Source organism: Gordonia sp. (in: high G+C Gram-positive bacteria) (assembly GCF_047602025.1).
In the GTDB taxonomy this organism is placed as follows: Bacteria; Actinomycetota; Actinomycetes; order Mycobacteriales; family Mycobacteriaceae; genus Gordonia.
The window spans coordinates 1354038-1376566 of the sequence record NZ_JASGII010000001.1 but is presented as its reverse complement, the minus strand read 5'-3'; the positions used below and the strand labels follow the sequence as shown (position 1 = coordinate 1376566).

The 22529-nt window shown below is 69.8% G+C and carries 22 protein-coding genes; 13 read left to right on the top strand and 9 right to left on the bottom strand.

Translation table 11 applies throughout. The features are described 5' to 3' along the window. Nucleotides 1-31 precede the first annotated feature (31 nt). The 6 genes from fabG1 to QM728_RS06810 all read right to left on the bottom strand — a co-directional run bounded on the left by fabG1 (nt 32) and on the right by QM728_RS06810 (nt 6230). Complete coding sequence (gene fabG1, locus QM728_RS06835) at nt 32-745, bottom strand: 3-oxoacyl-ACP reductase FabG1 (RefSeq protein ID WP_415031283.1); 714 nt, start codon at nt 743-745, stop codon at nt 32-34. A gap of 45 nt (nt 746-790) precedes the next feature. Continuing rightward, nucleotides 791-1765, bottom strand: a complete 975-nt coding sequence (locus QM728_RS06830) for a VWA domain-containing protein (protein WP_415031282.1) — start codon at nt 1763-1765, stop codon at nt 791-793. Continuing rightward, entirely contained in the window at nt 1765-2709 is a 945-nt protein-coding gene (locus tag QM728_RS06825; RefSeq protein ID WP_415031281.1) for a DUF58 domain-containing protein, read from the bottom strand. Before QM728_RS06825 ends, QM728_RS06830 begins: the two co-directional genes overlap by 1 nt. After that, nucleotides 2696-3811, bottom strand: a complete 1116-nt coding sequence (locus tag QM728_RS06820; RefSeq protein WP_415031280.1) for an AAA family ATPase — start codon at nt 3809-3811, stop codon at nt 2696-2698. Before QM728_RS06820 ends, QM728_RS06825 begins: the two co-directional genes overlap by 14 nt. Before the next feature lie 153 nt (nt 3812-3964). Beyond that, a complete protein-coding gene (locus QM728_RS06815; RefSeq protein ID WP_415031279.1) occupies nt 3965-5419 on the bottom strand; it encodes an NlpC/P60 family protein in 1455 nt (484 codons plus the stop codon). Between the two features lie 238 nt (nt 5420-5657). Continuing rightward, on the bottom strand, nt 5658-6230 hold the full coding sequence (locus tag QM728_RS06810; RefSeq protein ID WP_415031278.1) for a DUF6676 family protein: 573 nt from the start codon (nt 6228-6230) through the stop codon (nt 5658-5660). Between the two features lie 237 nt (nt 6231-6467). On the opposite strand from QM728_RS06810, the gene QM728_RS06805 reads away from it, so the two are divergent. Beyond that, a complete protein-coding gene (locus QM728_RS06805) occupies nt 6468-9293 on the top strand; it encodes an aconitate hydratase (RefSeq protein ID WP_415031277.1) in 2826 nt (941 codons plus the stop codon). Beyond that, nucleotides 9286-9858, top strand: a complete 573-nt coding sequence (locus QM728_RS06800; RefSeq protein ID WP_415031276.1) for a TetR/AcrR family transcriptional regulator — start codon at nt 9286-9288, stop codon at nt 9856-9858. The genes QM728_RS06805 and QM728_RS06800 overlap by 8 nt, the downstream gene beginning before the upstream one ends. Before the next feature lie 24 nt (nt 9859-9882). On the opposite strand, the gene QM728_RS06795 is transcribed toward QM728_RS06800, so the two are convergent. Next, the gene (locus tag QM728_RS06795; protein WP_415031275.1) at nt 9883-11511 is read right to left on the bottom strand and encodes an ABC-F family ATP-binding cassette domain-containing protein; all 1629 of its coding nucleotides are present in this window, start codon (nt 11509-11511) and stop codon (nt 9883-9885) included. 115 nt (nt 11512-11626) lie between these two features. Between QM728_RS06795 and trxA the strand changes: the two genes are divergently transcribed. Then, nucleotides 11627-11998, top strand: a complete 372-nt coding sequence (gene trxA / locus QM728_RS06790; protein ID WP_415031274.1) for a thioredoxin — start codon at nt 11627-11629, stop codon at nt 11996-11998. On the opposite strand, the gene QM728_RS06785 is transcribed toward trxA, so the two are convergent. Next, nucleotides 11995-12582, bottom strand: coding sequence for a hypothetical protein (locus tag QM728_RS06785; RefSeq protein ID WP_415032848.1), 588 nt, complete (start codon nt 12580-12582; stop codon nt 11995-11997). The genes trxA and QM728_RS06785 overlap by 4 nt on opposite strands. Nucleotides 12583-12682: 100 nt before the next feature. Between QM728_RS06785 and QM728_RS06780 the strand changes: the two genes are divergently transcribed. From QM728_RS06780 to QM728_RS06735, 10 genes are all read left to right on the top strand, one after another. After that, nucleotides 12683-14332 carry a circularly permuted type 2 ATP-grasp protein gene (locus tag QM728_RS06780; RefSeq protein WP_415031273.1) on the top strand — a complete coding sequence of 550 codons (1650 nt, stop codon included), beginning with the start codon at nt 12683-12685 and terminating at the stop codon, nt 14330-14332. Then, the gene (locus tag QM728_RS06775) at nt 14329-15309 is read left to right on the top strand and encodes an alpha-E domain-containing protein (RefSeq protein ID WP_415032847.1); all 981 of its coding nucleotides are present in this window, start codon (nt 14329-14331) and stop codon (nt 15307-15309) included. Before QM728_RS06780 ends, QM728_RS06775 begins: the two co-directional genes overlap by 4 nt. Beyond that, nucleotides 15306-16154 carry a transglutaminase family protein gene (locus QM728_RS06770; protein WP_415031272.1) on the top strand — a complete coding sequence of 283 codons (849 nt, stop codon included), beginning with the start codon at nt 15306-15308 and terminating at the stop codon, nt 16152-16154. Before QM728_RS06775 ends, QM728_RS06770 begins: the two co-directional genes overlap by 4 nt. Before the next feature lie 55 nt (nt 16155-16209). Further along, nucleotides 16210-16509 (top strand): DUF503 domain-containing protein, encoded by a 300-nt coding sequence (locus QM728_RS06765; RefSeq protein WP_415031271.1) that lies wholly within the window; start codon nt 16210-16212, stop codon nt 16507-16509. Between the two features lie 54 nt (nt 16510-16563). Beyond that, nucleotides 16564-17349: a hypothetical protein gene (locus QM728_RS06760; protein WP_415031270.1), complete on the top strand. Its 786-nt coding sequence runs from the start codon at nt 16564-16566 to the stop codon at nt 17347-17349. A 75-nt stretch (nt 17350-17424) separates the two neighbouring features. Beyond that, nucleotides 17425-18666: an SfnB family sulfur acquisition oxidoreductase gene (locus tag QM728_RS06755; protein WP_415031269.1), complete on the top strand. Its 1242-nt coding sequence runs from the start codon at nt 17425-17427 to the stop codon at nt 18664-18666. Nucleotides 18667-18699: 33 nt separating this feature from the next. Further along, nucleotides 18700-19896 carry an LLM class flavin-dependent oxidoreductase gene (locus tag QM728_RS06750; RefSeq protein ID WP_415031268.1) on the top strand — a complete coding sequence of 399 codons (1197 nt, stop codon included), beginning with the start codon at nt 18700-18702 and terminating at the stop codon, nt 19894-19896. Between the two features lie 26 nt (nt 19897-19922). Further along, nucleotides 19923-20429, top strand: coding sequence for a flavin reductase family protein (locus tag QM728_RS06745; protein ID WP_415031267.1), 507 nt, complete (start codon nt 19923-19925; stop codon nt 20427-20429). Next, nucleotides 20426-20857, top strand: a complete 432-nt coding sequence (locus tag QM728_RS06740; RefSeq protein WP_415031266.1) for a hypothetical protein — start codon at nt 20426-20428, stop codon at nt 20855-20857. The genes QM728_RS06745 and QM728_RS06740 overlap by 4 nt, the downstream gene beginning before the upstream one ends. A gap of 65 nt (nt 20858-20922) precedes the next feature. Further along, nucleotides 20923-22140, top strand: a complete 1218-nt coding sequence (locus QM728_RS06735; RefSeq protein ID WP_415031265.1) for an oxygenase MpaB family protein — start codon at nt 20923-20925, stop codon at nt 22138-22140. Here the strand turns inward: QM728_RS06735 and QM728_RS06730 are convergent. Beyond that, nucleotides 22137-22529 carry a DUF1801 domain-containing protein gene (locus QM728_RS06730; RefSeq protein WP_415031264.1) on the bottom strand — a complete coding sequence of 131 codons (393 nt, stop codon included), beginning with the start codon at nt 22527-22529 and terminating at the stop codon, nt 22137-22139. The genes QM728_RS06735 and QM728_RS06730 overlap by 4 nt on opposite strands.

The following is a 22529-nucleotide window of genomic DNA, read 5'->3' as shown; positions in this document are numbered from 1 at the left end:
GTGGTTGTGGTGGTGGCGTCGGGGTGCGGGCCTAGTGGCCCATGCCCAGACCGCCGTCGACATTGATGACGTTGCCGGTGACGTAGCCGGAGTCGTCCGACGCCAGGAAGGACACCACGTTGGCGACGTCCTCCGGCTGCCCCATGCGCTTGGCCGGGATCGCCTGGTCGACCGCGGTCTTCGTGTACTCCTCCGGGAGTGCGCGAGTCATGTCGGTGTCGATGAGACCCGGCGCGACGACGTTGGCGGTGATGTTGCGGCTGCCCAGCTCACGGGTGACCGAGCGGGCGAGGCCGATGACGCCGGCCTTGCTCGACGCGTAGTTGGCCTGGCCGGGGGTGCCCATCAGGCCGACGACCGAACCGAGGTAGATGAAACGGCCCCAGCGGTTCTTGAGCATGTCGCGGGTGACCGCCTTGGTGACGCGGAAGGCGCCGGTGAGGTTGGCGTTGATGACGCGCTCGAACTGGTCGACGTCCATGCGCATCAGCAGGGTGTCCTCGGTGACGCCGGCGTTGGCCACGACGACCTCGACCGGGCCCTGGTGCTCGGCGACCTCGGCAACGGCGCGGTTGACCGACTCGGTGTCGGTGACGTCGCACTGGACGCCGAAGAGGCCGTCGGGCGCGCCCGAGCCGCGGTGGGTCACGGCGACCTTGTGGCCGTCGGCCTTCAGGCGCTGGGCGATGGCGAGGCCGATGCCGCGGTTACCGCCGGTTACCAAGACAGAACGTGAGGTAGTCATGACTGAAGAACCTATCGTGTCGGGGTTGGTCGGATGGGTATCGGGTCAGGGCAGGCGCTGGTTGAGGACCAGGGCCGCCGCGGCGCCCAGCAGGGCGAGCAGGGTGCCGGCCAGGACCCACGGGTGCGAGTTGTCGCCGCGCGTCGTCTCGTAACCGATCTGCTCCTGCAACGACTCGTAGACCTTGTTGAGCTCTTCCAGACTCGACGCGGTGAAGAACCGGCCGCCGGGAGCGCCGAGCTGGGCGATCTTCTTCAGCGACGCGTCGTCGACGGGCACCGGGACGCGTTCCCCTTCGAGTTCCACGACACCGCCGCGGGTGCCGAAGGAGATCGTGGAGATCGGGACCTTGCGCTCGCGCGCCTTGCGGGCGGCCGAGAACGCGCCGCGCGGGGCGTCCTGGCTGTCCGGCACCGTCTGCTTGCCGTCGGAGAGCAACACGATGTGGGCGGGCGGTGCGCCCTCGTCGCCGCCGAGCAGCGAGTTCAGCGTGCGGATCTGCTCGAGCGCGGCGAAGATGCCCTCACCGGTCGCCGTCTTGTCGTCGAGTTGGAGCTTGTCGACGGCCTTCTCGGTCGCGGTGTGGTCGGGCGTGGGGCTGACCAGGGTCGTCGGTGTGCCGGCGAAGGAGATCAGCCCGAGGTTGATGCCCTGGGTGAGTTCGCTGGCGAACTTCTTGGCCGCCGCCGACGCCGCCTTGATACGGCTGGGCGCCACATCGGTGGCGTTCATCGAACGCGAGACGTCCATGACGAGCATGACGGTGGCCTTGTTGCGCGGCACCTTGCGGTCGGACTGCGGGCCGGCCAGTGCGACGGTCAGCAGGATGAGCGCGACGGTGAGGATCGCGAACGGCACGTGCCGATAGCGGTCGGTCCGCTTGGGCGTGACCGAGCGCAGCACCTCCAGGTTCGCGAAGCGGATGGCGCGCGCGTTGCGCTTGCGCTGGATGTAGACGTACAGCCCGACCAGCGCCGCGACGACGAACAGGCCCAGGAGCCACCACGGATTGGCAAGCATCAGCCGACTCCCGCCGCCAGGCCGCGGCGCCGACTGGTGATGAACCGGACGGTGTCCGAGATCCAGTCGCGGTCGGTCCGCAGCGTCATCACCGGTCCGCCACACGCGCGGATCGTCTTGTGCACCTTCGCCTGGTGGGCGGCCGCCGCCGCCGCGAAGTCGTCGCGCACCTGCTCGGTGATCACGACGTCGTGGATCTCGCCGGTCTCCGCGTCGGCCAGGCGCACGTCGCCGATCGCGGGCAATTCGAGGTCGCGCGGGTCGAGCACCTCGATCGCCAGGAGTTCGTGGTGACCGCCGATGGCGCGCAGCGGGCGGTCCCAGTCGATCGGCCCGAGGAAGTCGCTGATCACGACGGCCAGGCCGCGGCGGCGCTCCGGCCGGCGCAGGGCCTCGATGCCGTCGCGCAGGTCGCCGCGCACCGTCGGCGACGTGCGGTGCGTGGTCGCGATCTTCTTCAGCAGGGTCTGCGCGTGGGCGCGTCCGCCGCGCGCGGGCACGCGCACGATCTCGTCGCCGGTCACGATGATGGCGCCGATCCGGTTGCCGCCGCCGGCGGTGAGGTGGACGATCGCCGCCGACGCGGCGACGGCCAGGTCGCGCTTGGTGATCTCGCCGACGGTGCCGAAGTCGAGGCTGCCGGACACGTCGACGACGAGCCAGGTCTCCAGTTCGCGGTCGGCGATCATTTGGCGCACGTGCGGCACCGTCGTGCGCGCGGTGACCGCCCACTCCATCCGGCGGATGTCGTCACCCGGTTCGTAGGCGCGCGCCTCGCCCGGTTCGGAGCCGGGACCCGGGATCAGCCCCAGGTGGTCGCCCTGCAGCACGCCGTCGAGCTTGCGCCGGACGGTGAGTTCGAGGGTGCGCAGCGCCGCCGTGAGCGCCGGGTCCTTGAGGAGCCCGTCGTCGAAGTGCGGCAGCGGGGTGTTACTGGCCGGCATGCGGCGTGACCTGCGCCTGCGGGGCCGCCGGCGCCGGGTTCGGGATCGCCGGGATCTGGCCGCCGGCCTGCTGCGCTGCGGCGTCGGCCTGGGTGGCGACGACCTGCGGCAGGCCCACGGTCTGCAGCACGCGGGCGATGACGTCATCGGCGTCCACCGAGTCGGCGAGCGCGTCGTAGGTCAGCACGAGGCGGTGGCGCAGCACGTCCGGCGCGATCTCGACGATGTCGGCGGGCACCACGTAGTCGCGGCCACGGACCAGGGCGAGTGCACGGGCCGCAGCGATGATGCCGAGGGTGGCGCGCGGCGAGGCGCCGTAGGCCAGCCAGGACTGGACCTCGGTCATGCCGAGCTCGGCCGGGCGGCGGGTGGCGTTGATCAGGCGGACCACATAGTCGACGAGGGCGTGGTGGACGAAGACGTTGGCCGCGGCCTCCTGCAGGCGGATCATCGTCTCCGGATCGAGGACCTGCGACGCCGTCGGCGGCACGTTGCCCATCCGGTAGACGATCTCGCGCTCCTCCTCGACCGACGGGTAGTCGACGTTCACCTTGAACAGGAAGCGGTCGCGCTGCGCCTCGGGCAGCGGGTACACACCCTCGTTCTCAATCGGGTTCTGCGTCGCCATGACCAGGAACGGGCTGGGCAGCGGATAGGTGTTGCCGCCGATGGAGACCTGGCGCTCGGCCATGACCTCCAGCAGGGCCGACTGCACCTTGGCCGGTGCACGGTTGATCTCGTCGGCGAGCAGGAAGTTCACCACGACCGGGCCGAGCTCGATGTCGAACTCCTCCTTGCCCTGCCGGTAGATGCGGGTGCCGAGGAGGTCGGTGGGCACCAGGTCGGGCGTGAACTGCACGCGGGCGAAGGATCCGCCGACGACCTTGGCGAACGTCTCGACGGCCAGCGTCTTCGCGACGCCGGGGACGCCCTCGAGGAGGATGTGGCCGCGGGCCAGCAGGCCCACGAGGATGCGCTCGACGAGCTGGTCCTGTCCGACGATTACTCGCTTGACCTCGAAGATGGCCTTCTCGAGAAGCTTCGAATCAGCCTCGCTGAGCGCGGCGGAAGTCTGCTGGCTTTTGGCGGGCTGCGACGTCAAAGCCCAACTCCTGTCGTCGGTGGCGCTGCCCGGGCACACGGGTGACCGGCAGCGGGGTGGAACGGTCTGCCCCAGCCTAGCCGCGCGGACGCGGTTAGGCGATAACGGGCGCCCCGCGCGTCAACCGGTGGATCGACGCCCCCGGCCGGCGACTCACCAGAGTCGGACGACCATGGGCATCGTGCCGCCCATGCGCACCGGGGACACCTTGACGACGCTGCCCGACTCGGGGGCCTCGATCATCTTGCCGTCGCCGAGGTAGAGCGCGACGTGCTGGCTGGCGTTGGCGCCCCAGAAGATCATGTCGCCGCGCTGCATCTGCGAGATCGGGAACCGCGGACCGGACGTGTACTGGTACCCGGTGTAGTGCGGCAGGTCGTAGCCGATGCCGGCGAAGGCGTAGATCATCAGGCCCGAGCAGTCGAACCCGACCTTGTTGTAGTCGCCGTGTGCGTCGGCCACACCGCCGTCGCGGATGCCCTTGGTCGGGCCGTTGGCGTCGCCGCCGCCCCAGGCGTAGGGCTGATTCAGCTGTGCCATCGCGCGGTTGACCACGACTTCGACGGCCTGCGGGCCGCGCAGGCCCGGGCGGACCTGGCCGCCGCCGCTGAAGCTGCCGGTGCTGCCGAACAGGGCGCCGAGCGAGCCGGTCGACAGGCGCGAGAGCGAGCTGTTGCCGCCGGTGCCGGTCAGGTCGCTGCCGGACAGGCCCAGTTCGTCGAACAGGGCCGACTGCGGGACCTGGTGCGAGCCGATCACACCGGCCAGCGCCTTCTGCGCGATATCCATCCCGGTCTTGGCGGCCGCCGCGGCCGCGTCGAGGGCGGCCTTGGGGTCGATGTCCGCGGTGGCCATCGGCGGCAGGCCGGGGATGACCGGCGCGTCGACGCGCACGTTGGTGCCGCGCAGCTTGTTGAGCTTGGTCTGCGCCGCGGCGCGCTGGGTGAGCAGTTCATTGCGGCGGCGCGACTCGTCGCGCATCGCGGCCTGGGCGGTCTGGACGGCCGTGATCGCCTCGCCCTTGCGGGTGGCGGCGCTGCGCAGCGCCGACGCCGCCTGGACGCGCGAGGCCTCGGCGGCCGCGGCCCGGTTGGCCTTCTGGTTGCGGGCGACCTTCAGCCGCTCGATCAGCGTCCGCTGCTGCGCCGAGACGCGGTCGAGCACGCTGACCTGCTCCAACACCTGCTGCGGGTCGTCGGAGGAGACGTAGTCGCGCATCGAACCGGCCGGCCCGCGCTTGTAGGCGCGCGCGACGAATCCGTCGAAGGCCTTCTGGGTGTCGGCGAGGCGATTGTCGGCGTCGAGCAGAGACTTCTTCGCGCCCTGCGACGCGACCGTGGCGAGTCGCTCGGCGACGATCGAGTTCTGGAAGTCGACGAGTGCGCGGTTCACGGCCTCGCGCTTGGTCGCGAGGGTGTTGTCCAGGTCGGTCAGGTTCTGATCGCTCGCGGCGATCTGGTTGACCAGCTTCGAGATCTGCGCCGACTTCGCGCTGGGAGCCGCGCCGGCGGTACCGGCGACCAGCGTCGACACGGCGACCGCGGCCACCAGCACGCCGCCACGGAGCATCGTGGCGACCCGGTGACTCCGTCGGGGTGCACGGGACATCTGGCTTCGCCTCACGCCGGTAACTCCTCAAATCCGCGAGGTGGACAACATCAGTCACACAAACCTCATCTGTGACATCTGAACCGTACGTCACATCCGTAAGCATGGGAAACACCCGAAACAGAATTACAAACGTGGGATTTCTGCTCCGCAGCGCTGTGATCAGCGAAAAAGCGGCAAATCGGCCCGATGTATCACTTTGGCAACGACACGCGCGGCCGTCCGCCCGGGCGAATCCTCAGTCGTCGGTCGACGCGGTCGCCTCGTCGACCGCGTCCGCGGCCCCCGGCGACGCCGCGGCGGGCACAGCGGCGGCCCGACGTCGACTCACCAGCCGCGCGCCGACGGCCGCGAGGAGCACGAACAGGGTCAACACGATCGTGATGACGGTCCAGTTCGTGTGCGGCGAGGTGAGCTGGTCGACCATCTGCCGCGCCGCGCCCGGCGGGTCGGTCAGCGTCAGGTTCTGCGACGCCTCCTCCTGCACCACGCGCGAGAACTCGGGACCCGAGCTGCCGACGGAGTCGGGACCGAGCACGATCACCGTGCCCCCGGTCTGCGGCTGCACCGCGAGCGCGATGTCCCGGTAGTAGGTGAAGAACGGCTGCTTGTCGGTCAGCACGACGACCTTGATGTCGTGCCCCTTGGCCTTCGCGTCGGCGACGACCTGCTGCAGCGCCGGGATCTGGGCCGGCGGGCCGTACACGCCCTGGGCCTTCAGGTCCCGCACGATGGCGGGTACGTCGACATTGGCCGGCACGGCGGATCCGTACGGGATCGTGGGTACCGCGGAGCTGGGCTCGGGGGCCATGGATGCGCCTTTCTGCCGGACGTCGGGGTTGGGCCGTCTGCTGGGCAAGAGTACGACACAATGGAGGAGCACCGAGCCAGCAGCCCGACACGCACCCCGGCCTGGTAACAGTACGTCCGTACTGTTAGTCTGGATGGTGTCGCGCCGCGTTTGGCGCCGCTTGACCTTGTTCGACCCGACACAGCCCGTCGGTCCGCGCTGACCAGCCTTCGTCAGCGCACCGAGGACACAGAGGAGATGTATCCAGTGAGTATTGATTCATTCGGCGCCCGCGGCACCCTTGAGGTGGGCGACAAGTCCTACGAGATCTTCCGCATCAACACCGTGAAGGGCACCGAGCGGCTGCCCTACTCGCTCAAGGTGCTGGCCGAGAACCTCCTGCGCACCGAGGACGGCGCGAACATCACCAAGGAGCACATCGAGGCCCTCGGCAACTGGGACCCGAACGCCGACCCGAGCATCGAGATCCAGTTCACCCCGGCCCGCGTGCTGATGCAGGACTTCACCGGCGTCCCCTGTGTCGTCGACCTCGCCACCATGCGCGAGGCGGTCTCCGCCCTCGGCGGCGACCCCAACAAGGTCAACCCGCTCTCCCCCGCCGAGATGGTCATCGACCACTCGGTCATCCTCGACGTCTTCGGCCGCGCCGACGCCTTCGAGCGCAACGTCGAGCTCGAGTACCAGCGCAACTCCGAGCGCTACCAGTTCCTCCGCTGGGGCCAGGGCGCCTTCGACGACTTCAAGGTCGTCCCGCCGGGCACCGGCATCGTGCACCAGGTCAACATCGAGTACCTGGCCCGCGTCGTCATGACCCGCAACGGCCAGGCCTACCCGGACACCTGCGTCGGCACCGACTCGCACACCACGATGGAGAACGGCCTGGGCGTCCTGGGCTGGGGCGTCGGCGGTATCGAGGCCGAGGCCGCCATGCTCGGCCAGCCGGTCTCGATGCTGATCCCGCGCGTCGTCGGCTTCAAGCTCACCGGCGAGATCCAGCCGGGCGTGACCGCGACCGACGTCGTGCTCACGGTGACCGACATGCTCCGCCAGCACGGCGTGGTCGGCAAGTTCGTCGAGTTCTACGGCAAGGGCGTCGCTGAGGTCCCGCTGGCCAACCGCGCCACCCTGGGCAACATGAGCCCCGAGTTCGGTTCGACCTGTGCGATCTTCCCGATCGACGAGGAGACCATCAACTACCTGCGCCTGACCGGCCGCGACGCCGAGGAAGTCGCCCTCGTCGAGGCGTACGCCAAGGAACAGGGCATGTGGCACAACCCGGATCGGGAGCCGGAGTTCTCCGAGCACCTCGAGCTCGACCTGGGCACCGTCGTGCCGTCGATCGCCGGCCCGAAGCGCCCGCAGGACCGCATCCTGCTGTCGGAGTCGAAGGTTGCGTTCCGCAAGGACATCCACAACTACGTCACCGAGCAGCACCCGGCGCCGAAGAACGGCCTGGACGAGGCCCTGGACGAGGGCTTCCCGGCCTCGGACCCGGTCGCCGTCTCCGCCGACGAGGCGAAGCTGTCGTTTGCCGAGGATGACGCGGTCGTCTCGGCCGCCAACGGCGCCGAGGGCCGCCCGAGCAAGCCGGTCACGGTGACCTCCGACGGCAACACCTTCGTGCTCGACCATGGCGCCGTCGCCGTCGCCGGCATCACCTCGTGCACCAACACCTCGAACCCGTCGGTCATGATCGGCGCCGGCCTGCTGGCCCGCAACGCCGTGGAGAAGGGCCTGGCCACCAAGCCGTGGGTCAAGACCAACATGGCTCCCGGTTCGCAGGTCGTCTCCGACTACTACGAGGCCGCCGGCCTGTGGCCCTACCTGGAGAAGCTCGGCTTCTTCCTCGGCGGCTACGGCTGCACCACCTGCATCGGCAACACCGGCCCGCTGCCGGAGGCGATCAGCAAGGCGGTTAACGACAACGACCTGACCGTCACCGCCGTCCTGTCGGGCAACCGCAACTTCGAGGGCCGCATCTCCCCCGACGTGAAGATGAACTACCTGGCCAGCCCGCCGCTGGTCATCGCCTACGCGCTGGCCGGCACGATGGACTTCGACTTCGAGTCGCAGCCCCTCGGCAAGGGCACCGACGGCCAGGACGTCTTCCTGAAGGACATCTGGCCCTCGGCGCAGGAGATCGACGACACCATTAAGGCCGCGATCAACGAGGACATGTTCCGCAAGTCCTACGCCGACGTCTTCAAGGGCGACGAGCGCTGGCAGAACCTGTCCACCCCGGACGGCGACACCTTCGCGTGGGACGAGAAGTCGACGTACGTCGCCAAGGCGCCGTACTTCGACGGCATGGCTCTCGAGCCGTCGCCGGTGACGGACATCAAGGGCGCCCGCGTCCTGGCGCTGCTGGGCGACTCGGTCACCACCGACCACATCAGCCCCGCCGGTCCGATCAAGCCGGGCACGCCGGCCGCGCAGTACCTGGACGCCCACGGCGTCGAGCGCAAGGACTACAACTCGCTCGGCAGCCGTCGCGGCAACCACGAGGTGATGATCCGCGGCACCTTCGCCAACATCCGCCTGCAGAACCAGCTGCTCGACGGCGTCTCGGGCGGCTACACCCGCGACTTCACGCAGGACGGCGGCCCGCAGTCGTTCATCTACGACGCCGCGATGAACTACCAGAAGGCCGGTACCCCGCTGGTCGTCCTGGGCGGCAAGGAGTACGGCTCGGGCAGCTCGCGCGACTGGGCGGCCAAGGGCACCGTGCTGCTGGGCGTCAAGGCCGTCATCACCGAGTCCTTCGAGCGCATCCACCGCTCGAACCTCATCGGCATGGGCGTCGTCCCGCTGCAGTTCCCCGAGGGCGAGTCGGCCAAGACCCTGGGTCTGACCGGCACCGAGGTCTTCGACATCGAGGGCATCGAGAAGCTCAACGAGGGCGTCACCCCGAAGACCGTGCACGTCACGGCCACGAAGGAGAACGGCGAGAAGGTCGAGTTCGACGCGGTCGTCCGCATCGACACGCCCGGTGAGGCCGACTACTACCGCAACGGCGGCATCCTCCAGTACGTGCTGCGGAACATGCTGAAGGCTGATGCCTAAGGTTTCCGACGACCACCTTGCCGCGCGTCGTCGGGAGATTCTCGACGGCGCGCGGCGGTGTTTCGCCGACTTCGGTTACGACGGCGCCACCGTCAAGCGGTTGGAGGAGGCCACCGGGCTGTCCCGGGGCGCGATCTTCCACCACTTCCGGGACAAGGAGGCGCTGTTCCTCGCGCTGGCCGACGAGGACGCGCACCGCATGGCCGACGTCGCCGCCGAGCAGGGGCTGGTCCAGGTGATGCGGGACATGCTCGCCCGGCCGCAGGATTTCGACTGGCTGGGCACGCGGCTGGAGATCGCCCGCAAGATCCGCACCGACGAGGCCTTCCGCGACGAGTGGCGGGCCCGCTCGGCCGAGCTGGATTCGGCGACCCTGTCGCGGTTGGAGAGCCAGCGCACCGCTGGACGGCTGCGCGACGATCTGCCCACCGCGGTGCTGGTCACCTATCTCGACCTGGTGATGGACGGGCTGATCAACCGGTTGGCGACGGGTGAGTCGACGGCGAATCTGGAAGCCGTCCTCGACCTCGTCGAGGCGTCGGTCCGGACCGACGCCCACGTCTGACCGCACGCGGGATCCGACGGCTGGTCAGGCGAGCTCGATGAGCTCCTGGTACTCGTCGGACCAGTGGTCCTCGGTGCCGTCGGGCAGGAGGATGACCCGCTGCGGATCCAGCGCCGCCGCCGCGCCCGGGTCGTGGGTCACGAGGACGACGGCACCGGTATAGCTGCGCAGCGCGTCGAGCACCTGCTCGCGCGACACCGGGTCGAGGTTGTTGGTGGGCTCGTCGAGCAGCAGCACGTTGGCCGCCGACGACACCAATCCGGCGAGCGTCAGGCGCGTCTTCTCACCACCGGACAGCGTGCCCGCGGGCTGGTCGAGCTGCGGGCCGCTGAACATAAAGGCGCCCAGCAGGCCGCGCAGGTCCTGCTCCCCCGCGTCGGGCGCGGCATGGCGGATGTTCTCCCACACGGTCGCGTGGTCGTCGAGGGTGTCGTGCTCCTGCGCGAAGTAGCCGATCTTGAGGCCGTACCCGGGCTCCAGGGCGCCGGCGTCCGGCTGCTCCACGCCGGCGAGCAGTTTGAGCAGCGTCGTCTTGCCGGCGCCGTTGAGGCCCAGCACGACGACGCGGCTGCCCTTGTCGATGGCCAGGTCGACGCCGCTGAAGATCTCCAGCGACCCGTAGGACTTGCTCAACCCGCCGGCCATCAGCGGGGTCTTGCCGCAGGCGGCGGGCTCCGGGAAGCGGATGGTCGCCGTCCGATCGGCCACCCGCTCCTCGTCCAGTTCGTTCAGCATGCGGTCGGCGCGCTTGAGCATGTTCTGGGCGGCGGTCGCCTTCGTCGCCTTGGCCCCCAGCTTGGCAGCCTGGGTGCGCAGCGCCGCGGCCTTCTTCTCCGCGTTGGCGCGCTCCCGACGGCGGCGGGCCTCGTCGGTGGCACGGGCGTCGAGGTACTTCTTCCAACCCATGTTGTAGACGTCGGCCTCGCCGCGGACCGCGTCGAGGAACCACACCTTGTTGACGACGTCGGCCAGCAGGTCGACGTCGTGGCTGATCACGATGAGACCACCCTCGTGGTTCTGCAGGAACGACCGCAGCCAGGTGATCGAGTCGGCGTCGAGGTGGTTGGTGGGCTCGTCGAGCAGCAGCGTCGTGGTGGACTTGCCGCCCTCGTCGGACGCGGCAAACAGGATGCGCGCCAACTCGATGCGCCGACGCTGTCCGCCGGACAGCGTCGACAGCGGTTGCTCCAGGACGCGATCGGGCAGACCGAGGTTGTGGCAGATGCGGGCGGCGTCGGATTCGGCCACGTAGCCGCCGAGCGAGGAGAACCGCTCCTCGAGCTGCCCGTAGCGGCGCACGGCCTTGTCTCGGGCCGCCTCGTCGACGAGCTCGGCCATCAGCACCTGCTGCTTCTCCATGTCGCGCACCATGGTGTCCAGGCCGCGCGCCGACAGAACCCGGTCCTTCGCCAGCACCGAGAGGTCACCCTCCTTGGGGTCCTGCGGGAGGTAGCCGATCTCCCCGCTGCGCACGACGGCGCCCGCGTACGGCTCGGTCTCACCGGCGAGGATCCGCAACGTGGTCGTCTTGCCCGCGCCGTTGCGTCCGACCAGGCCGATCCGGTCCCCCGGTCCGATGCGCAGCGCGGAGCCGGGCGCCGACAGGAGTGTTCGGGCACCCGCGCGAACCTCGAGATCGGTAGCGGTGATCATGACCAACCGAGTCTACGGTGCTGCCCGCACCGGCCCGAAATCGTTTGCCGCTTGTGATGACCGCCATATCCTCCCCCGATGGAACAGATCGGCGCCGATGCGCGTTGACCCGGGTATGGCAACCACAGACTTGACCGCAGCCGCCTTCGACCAGACCGTCAGCGACAACGACATCGTGCTCGTCGACTTCTGGGCATCCTGGTGCGGCCCGTGCCGACAGTTCGGCCCGATCTTCGAGCGCGCCTCGGAGAATCATGACGACATCGTCTTCGCCAAGGTGGACACCGAGGCCGAGCAGCAGCTCGCCGCCGCGGCGAACATCCGCTCGATTCCGACGCTCATGGCGTTCAAGAAGGGCTACCTGGTGTTCAACCAGCCCGGTGCCCTGCCGCCGGAAGCCCTCGAGGACCTGATCGGGCAGCTCAAGGAGCTCGACGTCGAGAAGGCGATCGCCGAGTCCGACGGCGAGGCCGAGACCAAGGCCTAGTCGTCGGCGGTCGCCCGCGCAGCCTTCTTCTTCTTGGCCGGCTTCGGGTCCATCGCGGCCCGCAGCTGGGCGTCGACATCGATGACGCGCGCGGCCCGCACCTCGGGCTTGTTGATCTCCTGGGCGACCTGCTTGGCGATGACGCGGCGCACCTCGTCGTCGACCTGGGCCAGGTTGCGGATCAGTTCGGCGCGCATGTTGTGCGACGCGACGTCGACCTGGACGTCCGCGGGCTTCGGCGGTTCCACGTCGAATTGGATCGCCAGCGGCTCCACCGCGTGACAGGTCAACGGCAGGGTGACCAGGCCGTCGACGTCGTATTTGAGCCGGTCGAGTCGCAGGTCGATCTCGATGCGGATGCGCAGCGGCAGCCGCACCGTGAACCGGATCAGATCGTCGACGGACCGCTTGATGTCGGGCTGATCGATGCTCACCCGCGCGAGCACCTTGACCATGCCGCCCGGGCCGGTCGGGATGGGGCCGACGTCGAAGGAGTCTCCGGCGACCGACGAAAACGCCTCACCGATCCGCTCCTCGGTCACCGCGACCTCGAAGAAGCGCCGGCCGAACTCTTCATACGACATGTAGTGGGTCACCGCCACAGTTTGCCACTTGGTTGCGCGTAACGCCCGGGCAACATGACCGCTGCCGCCTCGAAACACGGGGTGAGCACCATCTATCGGTATGACCCCCAGCGCGCCCCAGACGCCCGGGACGGCGGCGTTCGGCCGCTACACCGGCGGTTTCGACCAGACCGCCGTCGATGAGATGTTCCAGCCCGACGGCTCGGTCCGCCGCCCGTATCGCGGCATCGCCGAGGCGCTCGGCGCGATCGACCCCGGTGACCTGCGCGCCCGGCTGGACGCCCTCGGCCGCGCCTTCATCGACCAGGGCGTCACGTTCTCCCTCTCCGGCAAGGAACGCCCCTTCCCCCTCGACCCGGTCCCCCGCGTCATCGACGCCGCCGAGTGGGCGCGGCTGGAAGCGGGCATCACCCAGCGAGTGCGGGCGCTCGAGCTGTTCCTCGACGACGTCTACGGCGAGCAGGCGATTCTCGGGGACGGGGTCGTCCCCCGCCGGTTGATCAACTCGTGCGCGCACTTCCACCGCCAGGCCGCCGGGATCCGTCCGCCCAACGGGGTGCGCATCCACGTCGCCGGTATCGACCTGATCCGCGACGAGCACGGTGAACTGCGGGTGCTGGAGGACAACGTCCGCGCACCGTCGGGCGTGTCCTACGTCATGGAGAACCGGCGGACGATGGCGCGCGTGTTCCCCGATCTGTTCGCCACGCACCGAGTGCGCGCGGTCCGCGACTACCCGCGCCACCTGCTGCGCGCGCTGCAAGCCTCCGCGCCGCCGGCCGCCAGCGACCCGACGGTCGTGCTGCTCACCCCGGGCGTGGCCAACTCCGCCTACTTCGAGCACTCCCTGCTCGCCCGGCAGATGGGCATCGAGCTCGTCGAGGGCCGCGACCTGTTCTGCCGCGACAACGTCGTCTACATGCGCACCACCGACGGGCAGACCCGCGTCGACGTCATCTACCGCCGTATCGACGACGAGTTCCTCGACCCGCTGCAGTTCCGGCCCGACTCGATGCTCGGCGTCGCCGGACTGGTCAACGCCGCGCGCGCCGGCAACGTGGTCATCTCCAGCGCCGTCGGCAACGGTGTCGCCGACGACAAGCTCGTCTACACGTACGTGCCCGAGATCATCCGGTACTACCTCGACGAGGAGCCGCTGCTGCAGAACGTCGAGACGCTGCGCTGCTGGCTGCCCGACGAGTGTGCCGAAGTCCTGCGGCGGGTCGACGAACTGGTCGTCAAACCCGTCGAGGGCAGCGGCGGATACGGCATCGTCTTCGGTCCCTTCGCCACCCGCGCCGAACTCGACCGCGTGTCCGCCCAGATCCGGGCGAATCCACGCGGCTGGATCGCCCAGCCGCTGGTCGCGCTGTCGACCAATCCGACCCTGCTCGGCGACACCCTCCAACCCCGGCACGTCGACCTGCGCCCGTTCGCGGTGAACGACGGCGAATCCGTGTGGGTGCTGCCCGGCGGCCTGACCCGCGTCGCCTTGCAAGAGGGCTCCATGGTGGTGAACTCCTCGCAGGGCGGCGGCTCCAAGGACACGTGGGTGTTGGCCACGTCCGCGCCGTCGGCGCCCGGCGAGGTGAACGACGACGAACTCGTCGACGCCGACATCCCGCCGGCCGCCCTGCCCGCGCCCGACGTGGAGGCGCCGCTGACCCGCGGCGGCGACCTGCACCAACAGCAGCAGCAACAGCAACAGGCCGAAGCCGATCCGCCGCGCGACGAGGAGGTGGGATCCTGATGCTCGCCCGCAACGCCGACTCCCTGTACTGGATCGGGCGCTACGTCGAACGCGCCGACGACATGGCCCGCATCCTCGACGTCGCCGTCCAACAGCTCCTCGAGGACGCCACGGTCGACACCGACTCGATGGTCCGCCACGTGATGGCCGTCCTGGGCTTCGACCCGGGCAGCGACGCGCCGCAGACCGTGTGGTCCCTGGTCGACGCCGTCGCCTACGACCGAGACAGCCACGAGTCCATCGTCGGCCTCATCGAAACGGCCCGGCAGAACGCCCGCGGCGCGCGCGAAGTCATCTCCAGCGAGATGTGGGAGTGCCTCAACGCGACCTACATGGGCCTCGACGACGCCGAGCGCCGGGCGCGACTCCTCGGCCCGCACGCCTTCCTCACCCAGGTGAAGGAGCGCGCGGCCATGTTCGCCGGGTTGACCGATTCGACGCTGAGCCACGACGACGGCTACAGCTACCTCATCGTCGGGCGCTCCATCGAGCGCGTCGACATGACGGTCCGCCTGCTGATGTCGCGTTCGGCGTACCGGCGCGACGCGCTGTCGTGGATGAGCCTGCTCGTCGCGGCCGGCGGGCAGGACACCTACATCCGCGCGTACCGCGGCGCCGTCGAGACCGAGAACGTCGTCGAGTTCATGATGCTCGACCGCCTGTTCCCGCGGTCGGTGTTCAACTCGCTGTGCGTCGCCGAGCGGTACCTCGCCGAACTCGACAACCGGCCCGACCGGGTCGGCTCCCAATCGACGGCCCTGACGCTGCTCGGACGGGCCCGCAGCTCCCTCGAGTTCATCGGCCGCGCCGAGATGGTGCGCGACCTGCCGACTTATCTCGCCGACCTGCAGGAGACTTGCCGCGCGGTCAGCGAATCGATCGCCGAGGAGCACTTCCACATCGAGCCGTACGTGTCGTGGACCGACACCGGGCTCGCCGACATCACCGAGATCGACGACCCGGGAGACGATTCATGAGCGCCCGCCTGCGCCTGGTGCACACCACGGGATTCACCTATTCGGCGCCCGTCGCGTCCTCGTTCAACGAGGCCCGGATCACGCCGCGCAGCGACAGTCGCCAAAGCGTCGTGGTCGACCACGTCGACACCGCGCCGGGCGCCCGGCAATTCCGCTACACCGACTACTGGGGCACGGTCGTGACCGTCTTCGACCTCCATTCGCCGCACGAGCGCCTGGAGGTGATCGGGACCGCGGTGGTCGAGACCGAGGACGAAACGCGCGGCGAGGAGACCGCGTCGGTGGACTGGGTCCAGTTGCGCCACGGTTCGGTCGTCGACGAATACGACGAGATGCTGCGGCCGACGGTCTACACCCCGCACAGCGCCGAGCTCGCCGACTTCGCGCGCGACGCCGCGGTGGGACTGCGCCCGTCGGCCGCGGTGGAATCGGTCGTCGGCCGGGTCTACGAAGCCATGACCTATGAGCGCGGCACCACCGAGGTGCACTCGACGGCGGGCGACGCGTGGCACCACCGCAAGGGCGTCTGCCAGGACTACGCCCACATCACCCTCGCCATGCTGCGCAGCCTCGGCATCCCGTCGCGCTACGTGTCCGGCTACCTGCACCCGCACGGCAACGCCGGCATCGGCGAGGCCGTCGACGGCGAGAGCCACGCCTGGATCGAGGTGTGGACCGGCGGCTGGTGGGGCATCGACCCGACGAACAACAAGTTCATCGACGACCACCACGTCACCGTCGGCACCGGCCGCGACTACGCCGATGTCACCCCGATCAAGGGCATCTACACCGGCAGCGGCCACTCTGAACTCGACGTGTCGGTGCGGATCACGCGGCTCGCCTGACCACCGGCGAGAATCCCCTCGCCCGGACCGGTCTCGATCCGTAGTCTTCTCGGCCATGTGGATCGGTTGGTGTGAGTTCGACTTCCTCCTCGGCGACGTCCGCTCGCTCAAGCAGAAGCGCTCGGTCGTGAAGCCGATCGTCGCCGAGCTGCGCCGTCGGTTCGGGATCAGCGTCGCCGAGGTCGACCACCTCGAGCTGCACCGTCGCGCCGCCATCGGCGTGAGTGTCGTCGGACCCGATCAACGACATCTCGTCGACGTCCTCGACGAGGTCGAGCGGTTCGCCGCGTCCCGCCCGGAGGTCGAGCTGGTGGCTGCACGGCGGCGGATCATCGCGGGCGACGACATCGCCTGACCTCTCGCCGGGTTCTGGCCCCGGTCCACTTTCACGCTGCTACGGTCGGCGATCATGACGACCACCTCGGCCGCCGAATCCGAGAACTACGGGATCACCGCCAAGCTCCCACCGTCGCGCGGGTTGCGCACCGTGTGGATCGTGGCCTTCGGGTCGCTGGCGTTGGCCTTCCCCATCTACACCTATCTGGCGTTCCACAGCGGATTCAGTCGCAGCGGTATCGCCAACGCCCTGGTCGTGCAGGTGACGATCGCCTATTACCTCGGGATCTTCGCGGCTTTCCTGCCCATACCGTCCCTGCGACGCTGGACGCGGTTCCAACGTCTGCAAGGCGTGGTGCTGGCGTTCATGTTCTGCTCGTACATCACCCACCTCACGTGGGAGTTGGGCTGGTTGCTGCTGCACAGGGCGATCCCCGGCGCCCGCGACGCGGCCTGGGCATATCCGTGGTGGACCTATATCGACGGCGGCGACCTGCGTTACGTCAACCCTGCGCCGGGCTTCCTCACACTCGAGATCCTGTCGGTCATCAACGGCTGCGTCGGGCTCACCGGCCTGTTCCTGCTGTTCCGCTCGAAGTTCCGCGACTACCGGGGCACATTGCTGGTCATGGCCACCGCGGTCGAGCACACCGTGACCACCTGGTGGTACTACGGCAGCGAGATCATCGGCGGTCTCAAATCCGTCGACACCTCGAGCTTCATGGACTTTGGGGTGAAGTTCATCCTCCTCAACGGCCCGTGGCTGATCGCACCGCTGCTGGTGTTGACCTGGGGGTACCAGATGCTGCCACGGCAGTACGCCGCCGCCAGAACCAGCGTGAATCCAACGCTCCCCTGATCGGTATGCGCCGCCCACACTGATCGGCATGAGTTCACGAACCGCAGCTCCGCTGTGACTGCTGAGCTGCCGCTGGTGACGGGCACGGAATCCGAACCCCTCGCGTCGCTGCCGACGGCACGACGCATCGGTTCCGATGCCGAGGCCATCGCCGTCGCCGAGTCGCTCGCCCCCGCCTTCGCCGCGGGGGCGGGCGACCGCGACGCGGTACGCGTGCACCCGCACGCGGAAGTCGCCGCGCTCTCCCTCTCCGGCCTGCTGGCGATCACGGTTCCCGCGGAGCACGGCGGCGCCGACGTCTCTCCCGCGGCGTTGGCCCGCGTCGTCGCCATCATCGCGGCGGCCGACCCGTCGCTCGCCCAGATCCCGCAGAGCCACTTCACCTTCCTGGAGGCGCTGCGCCGCGCCGGATCGGCCGAACTGGCCGACCGCGTCTATCCGCGCGTCCTGGCCGGTGCCCGCCTCGCCAACGCGCAGACTGAACGCTCCGGCAAGACCGTGACCGACGACTCGACGACGGTGCGCGAGAGCGACCGCGGATTCCTGCTGTCCGGCGTGAAGTACTACTGCACCGGCGCACTGCACGCCGACATCCTCGCGGTCCGCGCGGTCGTGGCCGGTCCCGGCGACCGCGGCCTGTCGCGCAAGGTCATCGCGTACGTGCCCGCCGACGCGCCCGGGATCACGATCGTCGACGACTGGGAGGGGTTCGGCCAGCGCACCACCGGCAGCGGCACGGTGAGCTTCGACCGGGTGGCCGTGCGCGCCGAACAGGTTCTCGACTTCACCGCGCTGCTGGCCGAACCGGGGACCTACGGCGCCCGGGCACAGTTGGTCCATGCCGCCATCGACACCGGGATCGCCCGCGGCGCGCTCGACGCCATCCGCACCGCGGTCGCCGGTGCGCGGCCGTGGTTCGAAGCCGACGTGGAGCAGGCCGCCGACGACCCTTACCTGATCGCGCAGGCCGGCGACCTTGAGCTCACCGTCCGAGCCGCCGAATCACTGTTGCTGACCGCCGCCGAGCGCATCACCGCGGCCGACGACGCGGATGACGACGGCCGTCGGGAGCGGATCGCCGAGGCCTCGCTGGCCACCGCGGCCGCCAAAGTTGCCGCCGGACGCGCCGCACGCCGGGCCGGGGCCGAACTCTTCGACTTCGGCGGCACCCGCTCGGCGTCGGAGAAGGCCAACCTGTCCCGCTATTGGCGGGACGCTCGCACGCACACGCTGCACGATCCCGAGCGGTGGAAGCTCCACCACCTCGGCCGCTGGGCCCTGCGCCGCGACATCCCACCGACGCACACCTCCCTCTGACCCGACCGCGCCCGACCACACGAAAGCACCCCGATGACCGTCAAACTGCACTGGTTCCTCCCGACCTACGGCGACTCCCGCTTCATCGTCGGGGGCGGGCACGGCGTCGCCGCCGGATCCGCCGGCGGCGACCGTGACGCCAGCATCGGCTACCTCGCGTCGATCGCGCGGGCCGCCGAGGACTTCGGGTTCACCGCCGCCCTCACCCCGGCCGGACCGTGGTGCGAGGATGCCTGGATCACGACGGCGATGGTCGCGCGCGAGACCCGCCGGCTGGGGTTCCTGCTGGCGCTGCAGCCCGGATTGATCAGTCCGACGCTCGCCGCCCAGATGGCCGGAACGTTCGCCAAGCACGCGCCGGAGCGACTGCTGATCAACATCGTCACCGGCGGCGAGACGGCGACGCAGCTCGCCTACGGCGACACCCTGGACAAGGCGGCCCGCTACGCGCGCACCAACGAGTTCCTCGACATCGTCACCGCGCTGTGGCGGGGCGAGACGGTGTCGTATGCCGGTCAGCACCTGTCCGTCGAGCGGGCGAAGCTGCCCACCCTCCCGCTGCCGTCCCCGCCGATCTACTTCGGCGGGTCGTCGGCGCCGGCCGGGCCGGTCGCCGCCAAACACAGCGACGTCTACCTGACCTGGGGCGAGCCCGTCGACGCGGTCGCGGCGAAGATCGAGTGGATCCGCGGCTTGGCGCGGGAACGGGGCCGCGAGGTGCGCTTCGGCATCCGACTGCATGTGATCGCGCGCGATACCGCCGAACAGGCATGGGCCGAAGCGGGCCGGCTGCTCGACGGCCTCGACGACGATGTGGTCGCCGAGGCGCAGGCCGGTTTGGCGCGCAGCGAATCGACCGGCCAGGCGCGGATGCGCGAGTTGCACGCCGCACACCGCGCCGACGGGTCCTGGCGCGATCCCCATTCCCTCGAGGTCGCCCCCAACCTGTGGGCCGGGGTGGGCCTGGTGCGCGGCGGTGCGGGCACCGCTCTCGTCGGCAGCCACCGCGAGGTCGCCGAGGCCATCGGCGCGTACGCCGCGCTGGGCATTGACGAATTCGTCCTCTCCGGATACCCGCACCTCGAGGAGCTCTACTGGTTCGGCGAGGGCGTCATTCCGCAGCTCGCCCGCAACGGGCTCTTCGACGGCGGGCCGCTCGCCGCCGACGCACCGCGCTTCGCCGGCTCGGGCTTCGGATCCCCGTTCCTGCCGGCCACGCCCAACAACTGACCATCATCGACGAAAGGACCGCTCCGGTGTCCCTGACCACCATCGCCCCGACCGACCCCGCCGAGCTCCGGCGGGCGTTCGCCCACTTTCCCTCCGGCCTCGTCGCGGTCGCCGCGCTGACGCCCGACGGCCCGGTGGGCCTGTTGGTCTCGTCGTTCACCTCCGTGTCCCTGTCCCCGGCGCTGGTGTCGGTGAACCTCGCGCACTCGTCGACCACCCTGCCCAGGCTGCGGAACCAGTCGCACTGGGGAATCAGCATCCTGGGCGACGATCAGCATCACGTCGCCGACGCCTTCCGCCGCCCCGGCACCGAGCGCTTCGCCGATCTCGGCTGGAGTTCTACCCTCGACGGCGCGGTCCACCTCCATGGGGCCACGGCCGGCTTCACCACGCGCGTCGACCGCTTGATCCCCGCCGGCGACCACGACATCGCCCTGCTCGCGGTCGAGGACCACTTCGCCTCGCCGGAGACCGAGCCGCTGGTGTTCCACCGCAGCCGGCTGCGCCGGATCGACCGGGAGGACGAGCGATGACCACGCACCTGGGGCTGGCCGTCGAGACGGCCGACTCGTGGGTGCCGCTCACCCCGGCGACCGAGACCGAGGTCGAGCGACTGCGGGCGCCCACGTTGCGCGACGCGGCGCACCACACCGCGCGCAGCGACCGCCAGGTCTACATCGACGTCGATGTCTTCCTGTCGGACAGCGTCGGTGCCGCATTCTGCGGCCTTGCCCGCGTCCGACCGGGCTGGGCGCCGGGCCGCGCCGACGAGTCGCTGGTGCACGCGGGGACTCCGGCGACGCTCGCCGGCCTGCTGTGGGACATCGGCGCGGCGCGCGTCGCAGACGGCGTCACCCTTCGGTCGGCGGCGCCGGGAGTCGCCGTGGAGCGGATCCTGGCCGAGGTACTGCCACTCCTCGCGTCCCGCGGTATCGCGGTGGGCGTCACCGCCGTCGCCTGAGCGGCACCGGCCGCGTCCCGCTCCGCACTACTGTGGGTGGCAACCGCCCCCGTAGGAGTGTGCTCATGGTCGAGTTGGTCGTCTCCCCCGCGCATCAGCGCGTGCGGGACCGGGTTCGTCGGCTCACCCGCTTCGACCTGTTGCCCACACCGCAGATCCAGCGCACTTTCATTGACAACCACACCACCGGCGACCCGGTCGCCGAACGGTTCGTCGCCGAGACCTATCACGGCGAGTTAGGTCCGGAGCGCTCCCGCGAGCTGCTCGACGAGGCGCTGCGCGTGGGGATCGACAACCTGCCCGACGCGCCCGAGTCGATGCGCGCGCTGTTCGCCGAATTCGAGACCGTGCCCGACTGGGTCGATCCGGACCTGGTCGAACAGGGCGCCGCGGTCTGGCGACGGTGGGGTTACAGCCTGGGCGCCGTCGGCAACGCGGGCACGATGGACACCTACACGGAGGGATCACTGGCCGTCCCGTTGTCGCTCTCGGGCGGCTACGCGGGGGCGAGTGCGCTGCACCGCTACCTGGAGACCAGCCGCTGGTGGCTCGAGGTCTGCCGGCCCGGTGCCGCGCTGACCCCGGGGTCGACGGCGCGCGAGCTCTCCCTCAAGGTGCGCGTGATGCACGTGTCGGTCCGCGCGCGGGTGGCCGAGCACCCCGAGTGGAACGCGGTCGAGCACGGACTGCCGATCAGCCAGAGCGAGATGATGCTCACGCTCCTGGGTGGCAGCGTCGGCCCAGCCATGGGCCTGTTCGCCCTAGGGTTTCTCACGTCGCCGGCCGAGATCCGCGCGGTGTTGCACTTCAACCGCTATCTCGGGCACCTGGTCGGCTGCCAGGTGGACCAGATGTACCCCGAGACCGTCGCCGACGGCGTCCGCCTGCTCTACTACTTCGACGCGACGCGCAAGTACGACTCGGGGGCGCTCGGGCCCGAGCTCGTCGAAGGTTTTGTTCCGTCCTTCGAACCGGAACCCGACGTCCGCGGCCTGTCGCGGCTGCGGGCGCTGCTGCACCTCCAACTACAGGCCGGCTACACGCGCCTGTTCATGCTGCCGTGGAATCGCCGCAAGTACCGTCTGCCGTCGGGCGTGCCGGGTTTGGCGCTCTTGGTCGGGCGCGCACCGCTGGTCGCCCTCGTGGAGGTCGGCCGCCGGCTGTCGCCGGCCGTCGATCGGCGGTGGCAGGCGGGTCAGATGCGGCGATGGCGGCGATGGCACGCCTGGCACCTCGGGCAGCGCGAAGAGCGCTTCGATGCGGGACGGCAGCTGCGGCGCTAGCCGCTGGTGTTGGCCTGCCAGGCGCGCCGGACGAGCTCGCCCAGCACGTCGCGATCGACGTCGCCGAGACTCTTGATGTACACGCACCCCTTGCCGGTGGTGTGCGGGCCGAGACGCTCGAGCAGGTCCGCGTTGGACCCGTAGAAGGTGAGGCCGTAGAGCGTGAGCGCCTGCTTGCGCGGGGCCAGCCCGACGGCGAAGGTCTCGTGCGACTTGCCGTCGGAGTTGGTGTACGCCTGCGTGCCAAAGCCGATCATCGAACCCCACATCACCGGCGGCGCACCCGTGATCTCACCGATGAGAGCGACCGTGTCGCGGGTGTCGGCCTGCCGCCGCGCGTCGGCGATTCCGTCGAGGAAGGTGTCCACGCTGTCGGCAGTCGGCTTCAT

Bases quoted from the DNA above. Each gene is read 5' to 3' on its own strand.
- QM728_RS06800 (WP_415031276.1), top strand. From the start codon at position 9,286: ATGCCTAAGGTTTCCGACGACCACCTTGCCGCGCGTCGTCGGGAGATT.
- QM728_RS06730 (WP_415031264.1), bottom strand. From the start codon at position 22,529: ATGAAGCCGACTGCCGACAGCGTGGACACCTTCCTCGACGGAATCGCC.
- QM728_RS06830 (WP_415031282.1), bottom strand. From the start codon at position 1,765: ATGCTTGCCAATCCGTGGTGGCTCCTGGGCCTGTTCGTCGTCGCGGCG.
- QM728_RS06750 (WP_415031268.1), top strand. From the start codon at position 18,700: ATGACCGTCAAACTGCACTGGTTCCTCCCGACCTACGGCGACTCCCGC.
- QM728_RS06805 (WP_415031277.1), top strand. From the start codon at position 6,468: ATGTATCCAGTGAGTATTGATTCATTCGGCGCCCGCGGCACCCTTGAG.
- QM728_RS06810 (WP_415031278.1), bottom strand. From the start codon at position 6,230: ATGGCCCCCGAGCCCAGCTCCGCGGTACCCACGATCCCGTACGGATCC.
- QM728_RS06760 (WP_415031270.1), top strand. From the start codon at position 16,564: ATGACGACCACCTCGGCCGCCGAATCCGAGAACTACGGGATCACCGCC.
- fabG1 (WP_415031283.1), bottom strand. From the start codon at position 745: ATGACTACCTCACGTTCTGTCTTGGTAACCGGCGGTAACCGCGGCATC.
- QM728_RS06795 (WP_415031275.1), bottom strand. From the start codon at position 11,511: ATGATCACCGCTACCGATCTCGAGGTTCGCGCGGGTGCCCGAACACTC.
- QM728_RS06815 (WP_415031279.1), bottom strand. From the start codon at position 5,419: ATGTCCCGTGCACCCCGACGGAGTCACCGGGTCGCCACGATGCTCCGT.
- QM728_RS06825 (WP_415031281.1), bottom strand. From the start codon at position 2,709: ATGCCGGCCAGTAACACCCCGCTGCCGCACTTCGACGACGGGCTCCTC.
- QM728_RS06770 (WP_415031272.1), top strand. From the start codon at position 15,306: ATGAGCGCCCGCCTGCGCCTGGTGCACACCACGGGATTCACCTATTCG.
- trxA (WP_415031274.1), top strand. From the start codon at position 11,627: ATGGCAACCACAGACTTGACCGCAGCCGCCTTCGACCAGACCGTCAGC.
- QM728_RS06785 (WP_415032848.1), bottom strand. From the start codon at position 12,582: ATGTCGTATGAAGAGTTCGGCCGGCGCTTCTTCGAGGTCGCGGTGACC.
- QM728_RS06735 (WP_415031265.1), top strand. From the start codon at position 20,923: ATGGTCGAGTTGGTCGTCTCCCCCGCGCATCAGCGCGTGCGGGACCGG.
- QM728_RS06780 (WP_415031273.1), top strand. From the start codon at position 12,683: ATGACCCCCAGCGCGCCCCAGACGCCCGGGACGGCGGCGTTCGGCCGC.
- QM728_RS06765 (WP_415031271.1), top strand. From the start codon at position 16,210: ATGTGGATCGGTTGGTGTGAGTTCGACTTCCTCCTCGGCGACGTCCGC.
- QM728_RS06740 (WP_415031266.1), top strand. From the start codon at position 20,426: ATGACCACGCACCTGGGGCTGGCCGTCGAGACGGCCGACTCGTGGGTG.